Annotated in this window: 10 protein-coding genes and 1 riboswitch; of the genes, 6 read left to right on the top strand and 4 right to left on the bottom strand. The window is 55.4% G+C overall.

Annotated features, from left to right (window positions below):
* Positions 1–591, bottom strand: a 591-nt coding sequence (locus ABJT94_RS00780; protein WP_348476895.1) for a contractile injection system protein, VgrG/Pvc8 family, incomplete at its 3' end; no start/stop codon positions are given.
* Positions 592–860: 269 nt separating this feature from the next.
* Here ABJT94_RS00780 and acnA point away from each other — a divergent pair.
* The 6 genes from acnA to ABJT94_RS00750 all read left to right on the top strand — a co-directional run bounded on the left by acnA (position 861) and on the right by ABJT94_RS00750 (position 9,193).
* The gene (gene acnA / locus ABJT94_RS00775) at positions 861–3,596 is read left to right on the top strand and encodes an aconitate hydratase AcnA (RefSeq protein ID WP_348476894.1); all 2,736 of its coding nucleotides are present in this window, start codon (positions 861–863) and stop codon (positions 3,594–3,596) included.
* Between the two features lie 275 nt (positions 3,597–3,871).
* Positions 3,872–4,135, top strand: coding sequence for a hypothetical protein (locus tag ABJT94_RS00770; protein ID WP_213679412.1), 264 nt, complete (start codon positions 3,872–3,874; stop codon positions 4,133–4,135).
* 168 nt (positions 4,136–4,303) lie between these two features.
* Positions 4,304–4,777 carry a Dps family protein gene (locus ABJT94_RS00765; protein ID WP_348476893.1) on the top strand — a complete coding sequence of 158 codons (474 nt, stop codon included), beginning with the start codon at positions 4,304–4,306 and terminating at the stop codon, positions 4,775–4,777.
* 273 nt (positions 4,778–5,050) lie between these two features.
* Entirely contained in the window at positions 5,051–6,178 is a 1,128-nt protein-coding gene (locus tag ABJT94_RS00760; RefSeq protein ID WP_348476891.1) for an acyltransferase, read from the top strand.
* 80 nt (positions 6,179–6,258) lie between these two features.
* A riboswitch (cobalamin riboswitch) is annotated at positions 6,259–6,468 on the top strand.
* 134 nt (positions 6,469–6,602) lie between these two features.
* A complete protein-coding gene (locus ABJT94_RS00755) occupies positions 6,603–8,426 on the top strand; it encodes a TonB-dependent receptor (protein ID WP_348476890.1) in 1,824 nt (607 codons plus the stop codon).
* A gap of 17 nt (positions 8,427–8,443) precedes the next feature.
* Positions 8,444–9,193, top strand: a complete 750-nt coding sequence (locus ABJT94_RS00750; protein WP_348476888.1) for an energy transducer TonB — start codon at positions 8,444–8,446, stop codon at positions 9,191–9,193.
* 35 nt (positions 9,194–9,228) lie between these two features.
* Here ABJT94_RS00750 and holA read toward each other — a convergent pair whose 3' ends face one another.
* The 3 genes from holA to leuS are packed head-to-tail and all read right to left on the bottom strand — an operon-like array spanning position 9,229 to position 13,314.
* Positions 9,229–10,245 (bottom strand): DNA polymerase III subunit delta, encoded by a 1,017-nt coding sequence (holA, locus tag ABJT94_RS00745; protein WP_348476887.1) that lies wholly within the window; start codon positions 10,243–10,245, stop codon positions 9,229–9,231.
* Entirely contained in the window at positions 10,242–10,745 is a 504-nt protein-coding gene (locus ABJT94_RS00740; RefSeq protein WP_348476885.1) for a hypothetical protein, read from the bottom strand. Before ABJT94_RS00740 ends, holA begins: the two co-directional genes overlap by 4 nt.
* Complete coding sequence (gene leuS, locus ABJT94_RS00735) at positions 10,735–13,314, bottom strand: leucine--tRNA ligase (protein ID WP_348476884.1); 2,580 nt, start codon at positions 13,312–13,314, stop codon at positions 10,735–10,737. The genes ABJT94_RS00740 and leuS overlap by 11 nt, the downstream gene beginning before the upstream one ends.
* Between the last annotated feature and the right edge of the window lie 69 nt (positions 13,315–13,383).

Below are 13,383 nucleotides of genomic sequence, written 5' to 3'. Positions count from 1 at the left end.
GCTGGCCCATTCGATGTGGGGCAGATAGGGGGTGATGTCCGGGTTGTTGCGGATCACCAGGGTCTCGTGGTCTTGCCCCGGTGGGTGCTCAAACCAGTAGTTAGCACCGATCTCGGCCAGCAGCCGTTGCAGACACTGTAGATTGGTCTCCTGGGCTTGCAGGAAGGGGCCATCGGGTGCGGGGCCGGGCTCGAGAATCAGGTCGAGTTCCTGTGGCTGGTAGCCCATGCTGGCAAGCAGGTGCTTGAGCACCTGTTCCCGGGTCTGGTCCATCATCAGGCGGGTGCGCGGTTGCAGGGTGCCCTGGTGCAATTTGCTGGCCAGGCGAAGCTCAGCGCGGTCGTTGCCGTCTGAAATCAGTTCCAGTTGCTGCACTTGCAGATGAAACCAGCGGCTGCGCCCGTCGATCAGTTGCAGTTCGACCGAAGCGGGCAGGTTCAGCAGTTCGGTGCCGGGCAGTGGCAGCGGTGTTGGGCAGGTGACTGTGAGGTAACAGGGCCGGTTGAGCGCTTCGCGACCGGTCAGGGCCAGGATGGGCAGGCGGTAGCCGGCCAAGTGCAAATAGCCCTGGGCTGGTGGTGCAGCAGGCATGGTGAACTCCCTATGCAAACAACTGCCGCGTTGGTTCGGGTTAATAAGACCCGCACCACCAACACTTCCCTGGCAGCTTATGGCTGTTAAACGACGATAACACCAGTTTACGGGATGCGGTAAAACAGCGTTGTGATCGAGTTGGAAAAAACAGGTCATTGGCACCCGTGCCAGTGCATAGCCAAACTCAATCGCCCAGGCACTGGAAATCCTGCCTGACTGTGCCAAGGTTAGAGCCTGTTATTAATCCGTTTTACTCTGGAGGTGCCATGACCGACTCATTTAATGCCCGGGATACGCTCACTGTCGGCGATCAGCACTATCAGTTCTACAACCTCAATGCGCTGGCGAACGATTTCGACATCGCCCGCCTGCCCTTTTCGCTGAAAATTCTGCTGGAAAACCTGTTACGCAAAGAAGATGGCAAGAACGTCACGGCGGATGACATTAAAGCGTTGTGCCAATGGGATGCCAAAACAGAACCGAGCTACCAGGTAGGCTTCTCACCAGCGCGCGTCGTGCTGCAGGATTTTACCGGTGTGCCAGCCGTGGTGGATTTGGCCGCCATGCGAGCGGCCATGCGCGAACTGGGGGGAGACCCGGCGCTGATCAACCCGCGCAGCCAGGTCGACCTGGTGATCGACCACTCGGTGATGGTCGATTATTACGGCGAAGCCGATTCGCTGGCCAAAAATACCGAGCGCGAGTTCGAACGCAACGGTGAGCGCTATCAGTTCCTGCGCTGGGGTCAGCAGGCGTTTTCCAACTTCCGCGTAGTGCCCCCGGGCACTGGCATCGTGCACCAGGTCAACCTTGAGTACCTGGCCGATGTGGTGATGACCGAAGAGAAAGACGGCGCAACCTGGGCTCTGCCCGATACCCTGGTCGGGACCGACTCACACACCACCATGATCAACGGCCTGGGTGTGCTGGGCTGGGGTGTGGGTGGCATTGAAGCCGAAGCAGCCATGCTGGGCCAGGCCATTACCATGCTGATACCCGAAGTCATCGGCTTCAAATTCACCGGCCAGATGCCGGAAGGCACCACCGCCACTGACCTGGTATTAACGGTAACCCAGATGCTGCGGCAAAAAGGCGTGGTTGGTAAGTTCGTTGAATTCTATGGCGATGGTCTCGACAACCTGCCACTGGCCGACCGTGCAACCATTGCCAACATGGCCCCCGAATACGGCGCCACCTGCGGCATTTTCCCGATCGACCGGGAAACCGTGCGCTACCTGGAACTCTCCGGTCGCGACAAGTCCGTTCGGGATCGGGTGGAAGCCTACGCCAAAACACAGGGCTTGTGGCGTAATACCGGTGCCGCCGAGGCCGATTACAGCGATACCCTTACACTCGACCTGGGCACCGTGGTACCCAGCATCGCTGGTCCCAAACGCCCGCAGGACAAAATCGTCCTCAGCGATGCCAGCAAAGCCTTTGATCAGATACTGCAAGCAGAGGCCGACACCATCACGACCGACAAAGCACCGGAGCAAGGTCGCTTCGAAGGTGAAGGTGGCCAGACGGCAGTCGATAGCCTTAATTTGCACGATCGCGGCGCGGTGGAATATGAAATAGAGGGCGAAAAACACTTGCTCAAACATGGAGCGGTAGTCATCGCCGCCATCACCAGTTGCACCAATACCTCCAACCCGGCGGTAATGGTCGCTGCCGGCCTGGTCGCTAAAAAGGCATATGAACTGGGCCTGACGGTTAAACCCTGGGTAAAAACATCACTGGCACCCGGGTCTCAGGTTGTGCCCGCCTATCTGGAAAAAGCCGGCGTGATGAAGCCGCTGAATGAATTGGGATTCAACATTGTCGGCTTTGGCTGTACAACCTGTATTGGCAATTCGGGGCCGCTGCACCCGGCCATTCAAAACGCCATCAGAGCCGGTAGCTTGAAAGTCTCGTCGGTGCTGTCAGGCAACCGTAACTTCGAAGGGCGCATCCATCAGGACGTACCCACCAATTACCTCGCATCACCGCCTTTGGTAGTCGCCTACGCCCTGGCAGGCTCAATGACGGTAGACCTTACCCGCGAACCGCTCGGCACCGGAAAAGATGGCCAGCCGGTCTATTTGAAAGATGTCTGGCCAAGCCAGCACGATATCGCAGAAACCGTGCAAGCTGCGCTGGGGTCGGGCCTGTATCAGGAAAAGTATGAAGACGTCTTTGCCGGTACCCAGGCCTGGCAGGATCTGCCGGTCCCGCAGGACGAAATATACAGCTGGCCGGATTCCACCTACGTTAAACAACCGCCCTACTTTAATGGTATGTCGAAGACACCCAGCGCGCCTGGCGCCGTAAACAAAGCCCGGTGCCTGGTAAAAGTTGGCGACTCGATCACCACAGACCACATTTCGCCCGCCGGAGCCATCAAACCCGACAGCCCGGCTGGGCGTTACCTGCAGGAGCAAGGTGTCAGCACAGAAGATTTCAACAGTTACGGCTCTCGCCGCGGCAATCATGAAGTGATGCTGCGGGGCACCTTCGCCAACGTTCGGCTGCGCAATCAAATGGCTCCGGGTACCGAAGGCAGCTGGACCAAACATCTGCCCAGCGGTGAGACCATCAGCATCTACGACGCGGCCATGCGCTACCAGCAGGAAGACACGCCTCTGGTGGTCTTGGCCGGCAAGGAATACGGCACCGGCTCGTCTCGAGATTGGGCGGCCAAAGGCACGAATCTGCTGGGCGTTAAAGTTGTTATCGCGCAAAGTTACGAGCGCATACACCGCTCAAACCTCGTCGGTTTTGGGGTTCTACCCTTGCAGTTCATGGAAGGTGAGTCGGTTGAGAGCCTTAACCTAACCGGTGAAGAGCACTTTTCCGTCGAGGCATTGCAGGGTGAGCCGGAGCAAGTAACCGTTCACGTGACCGACACTCAAGGCAAGCAACGCAGCTTTGCAGCCAGGGTTCGCATCGACACGGCCGTCGAGTGGGACTACTACCGCCATGGCGGCATTCTACACTTCGTGCTGCGTGACCTGGCCAATTAACATCAGCAGCATAGGCTGATTCATAAATGGCCCGGGCTGGACTGCTCAGCCCCGGCCATTCATGAATTCGGTATTTCCGACACTGAAATGAGTCTAAAATTTGACTTTTTCCCAATTTTATTTGAAAGACGCGGTCAAGAGGTCATATTTTTGACGAAAATAAGCTATTTCTAGAGACGCATCACACTTTGACCCTCGACTGCATCACAGAGTTAGGCATCCAGCGTCATACATAATACCCTGCTTTTTACGATTACGGTGCCGACAGAACCTTCATGTTTATAGACGGACTCACAGAGCAGGAAAAACACCAACTCGCCGTGCACCTGCGCGAGCGTGATCACACGCCTTTTATGGTGATCAAGCACGCCTACGCTGCCGCCCAGTGCCAGCGCCGGGGTGTCGATATTCACCCGATAGACCTCAAATACCTGATCCTGCTCGATGACGCCATTGCCGAACTTCACGGCAAACACCGCATCGGCAGCGCCCTCATCTACGACGAACCCCGCACACAGGCTGGCCAGGACCGGGCCTGATTTTCCGACAAACCACCCTCAGCTGAACCACCCAATTTATAGCTTCAAGTAATCAACTCAGCCTCGCTGATATTATTAAACTATAAGAGGGTTTAACTCCTTTCATTCGCCCTCACTTCTATTGTGTCAGACACTTGTCCTGAACATTCTTAACAGAAGGAGGTGCCCATGAGTACCAACGCAATTGGATTGAACACGGCCAGTGCAGAAAAATTGGCGTCCGGCTTGAACGAATTACTGGCGAACTACCAGGTGTTCTACATGAATGCCCGGGGTTTTCACTGGAACATCAAAGGCGAAAACTTCTTTGAATTGCACGTCAAGTTCGAAGAGCTATACACCAACCTGCTGACCAAGATCGATGAAGTGGCAGAGCGCATCCAGACACTGGGACACGAGCCCGTACACAGCTACAGCAAGTACCTGGAAAGCGCGACGATCAAGGAACAAACGCGGGTACGCGATGGCCGTGCCGCCGTCGGTCATATTCTGGAGTCTTACCAGGCCATGATCGGCAAACAGCGTGCCCTGCTTTCTCTGGCGCAGGAAGCCAACGATGAAGGCACCGCCGCCCTGATGGGCGACTACATCCGCGAGCAGGAAAAGGATGTTTGGATGTACCGGTCTTATCTGGGCGAATAACACCATGCCCCACGCCCCCGATTCTCGGGAGCATTGAACCAAACACCCGGGCAGCACTGTCCGGGTTTTCTATTTTTACCTTGATCAGGCTCTAACAAGCTGATATTTGTACACGCTGGAAGCCATGGAGCTGGCTCAGAGTTGATGCCTCACTAAACCCCTTCTGCTTATGATCTGAAGCTGCCTGTTCCAACCTGTTACTACCGTACAAGGTCCCTTCTTGAGGGTGTCTTGCTTTGTGGTTTGGATCGTTGTGTTCAAAGGAGTGAGCTCATGCAATACCCGTCTCTGGAATCGTTGCGCGGCCTGGCGGCCATAATGGTGGCACTGTTCCACTCGAGCTTTGTCGTCGCGGCCTACCCGCCTCTGGTTGGAGAGGCCTCGATATTCGTTGATTTTTTCTTCATTCTCTCGGGTTTTGTGCTCGCTCTCGCCTATTCAGAAAAAATTGATCAGGGTCTCGATTTCAAAACCTTCACCTTGCTTCGTTTTGGTCGACTGTACCCGCTGCATCTATTCATGCTCTTAATGTGGTTGCCATACATACTCTTAAAAGGGTACGCCCACTTCGAGTTGAACCTGGGTGGCAACCCTTTTGACAAAAACAGCATCACCACCTTCATTGCAAACCTGTTTCTAGTCAATGGCATGGGAGCCACCCAGACTCTGAGCTGGAATTACCCCGCCTGGAGTATCAGTGTCGAGTTTTTCACCTACCTGGTATTCTTCGCATTTATTAGCATTACCCCGCGGAACCGAAAACCCTTTCTGTACCTCCTGGTCAGCTTGGTGTCATACGCTCTGTTGTACCAGCAAACGGGTTCATCGTTGCTCAGCGCGGACCAGTTCGGCTTCCCCCGGTGCGTCGGCGGGTTCTTTCTGGGTGCTTTTATATTTACCCAGACGCAAGACCGGTACATAACCTTCAGACCCATGGTTAGCCACATGCTTGAAACCGCTGTGGTCATAGCCACCCTGCTATTAGTCTGGCAATCACACGATGACAAAACCGTTCAACTGGCCACCTTCGTCAGCTTTGCGCTAATGATCTGTGTTTTTACCATTCAGTCTGGCGGTTGGTTCAGCTCTCTGCTATCCACCGCGCCGCTACTGTTCATTGGCACACTGTCCTATTCAATCTATATGACCCATGCGCTGGTCTTCATTGTCTTTGATAACATTGCGGAGTACGTGCTTGGCGTGCCCACCAGTGAGATCTTTCGGGCAGGTATGGGCATGCAACAAGTCTTTCAAACGCCGTTTGCCAGCCTGATTAATCTATTCGCGCTTGCAGTCGTTATAGGTTTGTCTTTTGGTACCTATACCTTTATCGAGAAACCATGGCGAGCCCGGTTTCGTCGTCTGGCTCAAGCCCGCGAACAATCATCAAACCTGGGTTAGGCTTTCACAAACAAGCCTAAAGCATCGCCATTGATCACACAGGGTCGGCGCCATCAGTTGGGTCGGTGCGGCTTGCCTGCTCATAGAAAGCCCTCTATGATGCCGCCACCAAACAGACAGTTATTGGTGTACGGGAAATCAGTGAAAATCTGATGCTGCCCCCGCAACGGTAACAGGATGGACAAGGCACTCAGCCACTGCGCAAGCGGGAAGGCGCCACGTCATAGAGGTTCAGTTGTACCCTCTAGCATCCTTAAGCCCGGAGACCGGCCTTTGACTGAATACCCTGTTGTTGCGGAGGGCAACAAAGTGGATTTCTGTCATCCGGTCAGACCATAGAGTCAATTGTGCGTGTTTCCGTTTGTCAGCCGCTAGACTTGTCCCTTCGTTTATTCATCCAATATGAATGACGAAAGGAACCTCAATGAATCGTTTTATGTTTACCGCCTCAGTCTTGCTACTGCCAACCATGGCCGTCGCTGAAGACGTTGTGATCACCGCCAACCGATACGCAGTGCCAATCACTCAGACGCAGTCTGCAGTAACGGTACTGACCGAAGAAGACCTGAAACACTTTCAGGACAGTGACCTTGGCACCTTGCTCAGCCGTTTGTCTGGTGTCAGTCTGGTCAGCACTGGCAGCCTTGGCTCTACCAGCAACGTCTTACTGCGAGGAACGACCAGCAGTCAGGTTGTGGTACTCATCGACGGCGTCCCTCAGGTCAGTGCCAGCACCGGACAAACCTCTTTTGCCGGCATTTCACTGTCCAATATCGAACGTATTGAAGTAGTCCGGGGGCCCGTTTCCAGCCTTTACGGAGCAAATGGTATTGGCGGGGTGATACAGGTCTTTACCAAGTCGCCTGACGCCTCACAAGACGACATTTATGTGTCTGGTAGCTATGGTAGCCATAATTACCACAAACTCGGCGCTGGCTTTGATTTCTCGACCGAGAAAACGCGCGCTGCAGCCGACATTTTCTACACCGGCACCGACGGTTTTGATAGCACCACTCTGGAGTCTGATTCGAATAAAGATGAAGATGGATTCAACCAGTTTTCAGGTAACCTCTCTGTAGATACTCGAATAAGCGATGACTTGCTGCTGGGAATCAATCATGTTCAGTCAAGCAGCACTGCAGACTATGACTCTGCCTGTTATGCCGGGTTCACACGGATCCCGTGCAGTAGTGACATTGACTGGCAAACACAGACCGATCTCTCCAATTCTTCCCTGTCACTCGATTACGACGTTTCGTCCAATACCCACCTGAGCTCGCGCCTGGGCCGGTATGTAGACGACAGCGTCAACAGTGATGGAGATGACTCCGCCAACGATACCCAGTTCAAAACTACAGGCTATACCGCCACAGCACTGGCTGAACGCACCATTGGCGATGTATCGGCCGCTGTCGGTATTGACGTAGATACGGTTGAACTGGAATCGACCACCGACTACGACGAAACCGAACGCACTAACACCGGTGTGTTCGCAAGCCTGTCAACCTACGCAGGCGATCTCGGCCTGCAGGGCAGCCTGCGATTCGACAACAACAGCGCCTACGACACCTATACAACAGGAACCCTGGGTACCTCCTACCTGATTACCGATACACTGGAGATCGTTGGTACCGCTGGCACAGCGTTCAGGGCGCCAAGTTTCAATGAATTGTACTTTCCGAACTATGGCGATGAAAACGTGGAACCCGAGGAATCGCGGAGTTTTGAACTGGCTCTTCGGCAGTTTACCCAGGGTGGCGAATGGCGCGTCAGTGGTTACCGTATCGATACCACCAATCTGATTGGCTCTGACCCGAACACCTTTACTGCAGCCAATATCGATGAAGCTCGCATTCTTGGTCTGGAGTTGGACTTTGCCCAGCAAATAGGAGCCTTTGACCTCAGGTTTAACACGACCCTAACCGATGCGCGCGATGGGGATGACGAGCGGTTGAACAACCGACCGGAATGGACTGCCTTTGCAGCACTTGCCTACCAGTATGGGCAGTGGCTGTTTAACACCGACCTGCAGTCTGAGACGGGTCGTATTAATGGTGATGTTGCGCTGGGTGATTATGCGATCCTGGGTTTGGGCACACGCTACCAATGGAGCGAAGGCAGCACCTTGAGCGCCCGAGTTGATAATGTACTGGATGAAGACTACGTCACTAACTACGACAGCTTTACTGATTCCTACTACAACACCTCCGGCCGTACCTTCAAGGTATCGGCTGAGTACCATTTCTAGGTGGTTGTGAAGGACTCATGAGACCCGTCTGGCCAGTAGCCATCACCCTATCTGTGATGGCTCATGCAGCACTGATTAGCTGGTTACCTGGCCAGACACCCACCTATGAGCCCATTACAAAAAACACGATTTCACTGGATTTGCAGACTGCCCAGCTTGCCAACGGCGAAAATGCCCCTGGCACACCCGATCAGGTGAAAATCGAACAAAAACAGCCGCCTATACCCAGTGAGCCGATAGCTCCAAATCCGATAACCCCGGCAACACACACTCCCCTTGAGACCGATGTCAGTCCAGTTTCAGTGGAAAAACCAGAACAGGTTACGCAGGTTGATCCACTGGCCGAACAGGAACAGGAACAGGAACAGGAACAAGTTAAGCCCATTGAAACGGCAGTCAACTCCCGGGCTCCACTCCATGATCGCAAACCGCTTGCGACTGATTCGAATGCGTCAGAACAGGCCACTGACAATGTCGATACTCAACAGCTTCAACGCGACATAAAGGTCTGGTTAAAACAGTCGCTGGCTGAACACCTGCACTACCCACCTGTAGCACGTCGGCGTGGTTGGGAAGATTCCGTAGAGGTCACGATCGAGATGCAATCCGACGGAGCTTTTACAGTCGAGATTCTTACACCCGCACAACGATCAATCTTTGATGATGCAGCACTGGCCGCATTGGCAGACATCAGTGCCAGCAGTCGATATTGTTGCGCGCATTCAAACAGTCAACTGGAACTGACTATCGGCTTCCAGCTGGACTAGCTGTTTTCATTCAGCTACTGCAAATCAAAAGACAATTAAACCGGCACCACCCCGGGCTGCGCTATCTCACACACCAGCGCGCTGAGTTTGTGCCAGGGGTCACCTGCGGCACGCCCTTTGATGGTCGCGTCGATATCGCCGCAAAGAATCAGACACCGCTGCCACAGGCCCGCATCGCCACGCCGCAAGGCTACCTGATACGGTCCCTGTCGCTTATCGAAAATGCGCAATCGTTTGAATACAGCGGGCATCGGTTGGCCCATGGCCTGGGCTTCGGCCAGTTGCACCAGATGCCGCAGTTCGCGCGCCAGCACCCACAACACAATGGGCGGTTCAATGCCCTCTGCCGAAAGACCCGACAACACTCGCTGGCTGCGAGCCAGATCCCCACTGAGCACGGCATCGGCCAGATCGAAAATGGTGAATCGGGCGCTGTCCGATACCGCCTGTATAACGGTCTCCAGAGTCAGTGAGGTGCCGTCGCTCACCAGTAAGAGTTTGTCGATCTCCTGGCGAGCAGCCAGCAAATTGCCATCCACCCGGTCGGACAACAACGCCAGCGCATCGTCATCTATCTGTAGACCATGGTGTTGCAGACGGGCCCGCAACCAGGCCGGCAGCTGGTGCCGCTCGACCGGCCAGATGGGAACCCACCAGGCCGCGTCGGTAACACCGGCAAACCACTTCGCCTTGCTTTGCGCCGCTTCGATCTTGTCGGACACCACCAACAACAGATTATCCGGGTTCGCGTTCTCGGCGTAGGCTACCAGCGCTTTTCGGCCCGCGTCGTTAAGTTTGGCGGTCAGCCTCAGTTCTAGCAATTGGCGGTCGCCGAACAGTGACATGGCCTGGTTCGCTTCGTACAGCTGATTCCAGTCGAACTGGGCATCGGCATGAAACACCTGACGTTCGGTAATACCCACATGGCGAGCTGCTGCTCGCACCTGATCACTGGCTTCAAGCACCAGCAGGGGTTCATCGCCACTGAGCCAGATAATGGCCGGCAGAGGTTGCGTCAGCTGCTTGGCCAGTTGTTGGGGAGAGAGCTTCACTCATCGGCCTCCGGCAACAGGTCATCGTCGGTCACGGCTTCCAGTTGGTCCAGAACCAGCAGGGCAATCCGGTTGCGTAGAATCTGGCGGCGTTGTTCACGCGCCTCATCATCGTCTTCCGTTAAGCGCGATTCGACTCGGCTGATCCGCCGGCTAATGACCGCCCGGTCATACTGGTTGACCAGGCTCCACTCGATTTCAAGCGTCAGGATGATGGTTTCATCCAGGCTGACTTCCGAATAAGTTTCACGGTGCAGTCGTAATAACGTATCGGCCGGGCCGGTTTGCAGCACCAGACCATACAAGGCAAAGGTACCGCGCAGCGTCTGGTACAGCTCGTCGGCATCGGTCTGGGATTGCCAGACCAGAGGGTTTAAACCTTCCGCCAACCGGAACTGCCCTTTCAATTGGTAGCCACAGCCGACCAGAAGGCTCAGCAACAGGCCAACGGTCAGGCTGCGCCACAGCCCGATTCGATAGATACCAGCGTTAGTTGGCAACGATGTTCACCAGCTTGTTGGGTACAACAATGACCTTGCGCACTGTCACGCCTTCGGTGAAGCGCACGACGTTCTCATCCGCCAAAGCGGTGCCTTCAATCAGTGCCTTGTCAGCACTGGCAGGCACTTCAATGCGGCTGCGCACTTTGCCGTTCACCTGAACCACATACAGCAACGAGTCTTTGACCAGCGCCGACTCATCCGCTTGCGGCCAGGCAGCATCGATGACCAGGCCGTCGTGTCCAAGTGCCTGCCACAACACCTGGGTAACGTGCGGGGCGATGGGCGCAAGCACCAGAACAGCGGTGTCCAGCGCTTCCCGGACAACGGCGCGGTCGAGTGCCGTCTGCGCTTCAAAACGGTTTACGCTGTTGAGCAGCTCCATCACCTTGGCGATGGCGGTATTGAAGGTTTTGCGCTCACCAAAGTCGCTGGTGACACCCACGATGGTCTCGTGCGTTTTACGGCGCAGGGCTTTCTGGTCATCGTTCAGCGCCTGGCCACTCAAGGCGTCGCAATCACCGGCTTCGAGCAAGGCATGCACTGCTCGCCACAACCGCTGCAAAAACTTCTGGGCACCCTGCACGCCCGACTCGGTCCACTCCAGGGTTTGGTCTGGCGGTGCGGCGAACATAGAGAACAAACGCACCGTATCGGCACCATACTGTTCAATTGCCTGCTGCGGGTCTTTGCCGTTGTTTTTCGACTTGGACATTTTCGCCATGCCGGCGTACACCACGGCATCTCCAGTCGAGGCTTCAACGCCTCCCAGCACCTTGCCTTTCTCGTCACGCTGAACATCGACTGCGGTCGGTGATACCCACACCCGGCCGCTGCTGGTTTCCTTATACCAGGTATCCGCCAGCACCATGCCCTGGCACAGCAGGTTGGTGAAGGGTTCGCTGGAGTTCACCAGGCCTTCATCGCGCATGGCTTTGTGAAAGAACCGCGAATACATAAGGTGCATGGTGGCGTGCTCGATACCGCCAATGTACTGGTCGACCGGCAGCCAGTAATTGGCTTCTTCAGGCTCCAGCATGCCGCCATCGTATTCCGGTGTGCAGTAACGGGCGTAATACCAGCTCGACTCCATAAAGGTATCGAAAGTGTCCGTATCGCGCTTGGCGGGCTTGCCTTGCCAGGTCGTGTTTTCGAACTCTGGATTGTTCTTGATCGGCGAGTTGGCGCCGTCGAACACGACATCGTATGGCAGTTCGACCGGAAAGGTCTCCGAGGGTTTGACCTCGCCATCGACGTATACCATGGGTACCGGCGTGCCCCAGTAGCGTTGCCGGCTCACACCCCAGTCACGCAGGCGGAAATTCACGGTCACCTTGCCTTTGCCCTGGGCTTCCAGGTCGCCGGCGATGCGCTCGAACGCCTCAGTGAAATTAAGCCCGTCGTAGTCACCAGAATTGACCAGAACGCCTTTTTCAGTAAAAGCCTCCTCAGTCAGATCGCACTGGCTTTCGCTGCCAGGTTCGGGCTTGACCACCTGCTTTTTTTGCAACCCGTATTTGCTGGCAAACTCCCAGTCGCGCTGGTCGTGCCCGGGCACCGCCATAACGGCGCCGCTGCCGTAATCCATCAACACGAAGTTGGCCGACCAGATGGGGACTTCTTCGCCGGTTAATGGGTGGATCGCAACCAAGCCCGTATCGCACCCTTTCTTCTCCATCGTGGCCATATCGGCCTCGCTGGTGGTCATGTTCTTGCATTCGAGAATAAAGCTCGCCAGTTCGTCGCTGGTTTTGGCCGCTTCAGCCGCAAGCGGGTGCTGGGCTGCCACCGCCATGTATGTAACGCCCATCAGCGTATCCGGACGGGTGGTATAGACTTCGAGCGTCTCGTCACTGCCTTTCAGGCCAAACTTAAGCGTGACACCCTGAGAACGACCGATCCAGTTGCGCTGCATGGCCTTCACTTCATCGGGCCAGCCCGGCAGGTTATCGAGTTCTTCCAGCAATTCCTCGGCGTAGGCTGTGGTCTTGATGAACCACTGATCCATCTCCTTGCGTTCAACCGGAGTATCACAGCGCCAGCAGCAGCCATCATGCACCTGTTCATTGGCAAGCACGGTCTGATCGACGGGGCACCAATTTACCGGCGAGGTTTTCTTATACGCCAGGCCCTTCTCCACCAGGCGGGTGAAGAACCATTGCTCCCAGCGGTAATACTCGGGGGTGCAGGTGGTGACTTCCCGGTCCCAGTCATAGGCGAAGCCCAGCATCTTGAGCTGGTTACGCATGTAGTCGATGTTCTCAAAGGTCCACTTGGCCGGAGCAACACCATTCTGAATGGCGGCGTTCTCGGCGGGCATGCCGAAGGCATCCCAGCCCATTGGCTGCATGACGTTCTTGCCGAGCATGCGCTGGTAGCGGCTGATCACATCACCGATGGTGTAGTTGCGAACGTGCCCCATGTGTAGGCGACCACTGGGGTAAGGTAGCATCGATAGGCAGTAGAATTTCTCTTTGCCGGGTTCAACCCGGGCTTTGAAGACCTGCTTCTCGTTCCAGGTGTCCTGCACCTGCTGCTCAATGGTGGCCGGGGTATAGGTCGCGTCCATCGGAATCCTGTTGTTTGCGGTGGTTGGTGAGTGAACAATACGAATGATAAAAGGGAGTAATTCTGCACA

It is taken from the genome of Saccharospirillum sp. (assembly GCF_039982735.1).
Taxonomy (GTDB): domain Bacteria; phylum Pseudomonadota; class Gammaproteobacteria; order Pseudomonadales; family Natronospirillaceae; genus Saccharospirillum.
Note: the sequence above shows the minus strand (reverse complement) of the source record. Positions and strands in the feature narration are given on the sequence as shown.

Excerpts from the sequence above, each read along its gene's own strand:
- ABJT94_RS00750 (WP_348476888.1), top strand. The coding sequence starts at position 8,444 with ATGAGACCCGTCTGGCCAGTAGCCATCACCCTATCTGTGATGGCTCAT.
- ABJT94_RS00770 (WP_213679412.1), top strand. The coding sequence starts at position 3,872 with ATGTTTATAGACGGACTCACAGAGCAGGAAAAACACCAACTCGCCGTG.
- ABJT94_RS00760 (WP_348476891.1), top strand. The coding sequence starts at position 5,051 with ATGCAATACCCGTCTCTGGAATCGTTGCGCGGCCTGGCGGCCATAATG.
- acnA (WP_348476894.1), top strand. The coding sequence starts at position 861 with ATGACCGACTCATTTAATGCCCGGGATACGCTCACTGTCGGCGATCAG.
- leuS (WP_348476884.1), bottom strand. The coding sequence starts at position 13,314 with ATGGACGCGACCTATACCCCGGCCACCATTGAGCAGCAGGTGCAGGAC.
- ABJT94_RS00765 (WP_348476893.1), top strand. The coding sequence starts at position 4,304 with ATGAGTACCAACGCAATTGGATTGAACACGGCCAGTGCAGAAAAATTG.
- ABJT94_RS00755 (WP_348476890.1), top strand. The coding sequence starts at position 6,603 with ATGAATCGTTTTATGTTTACCGCCTCAGTCTTGCTACTGCCAACCATG.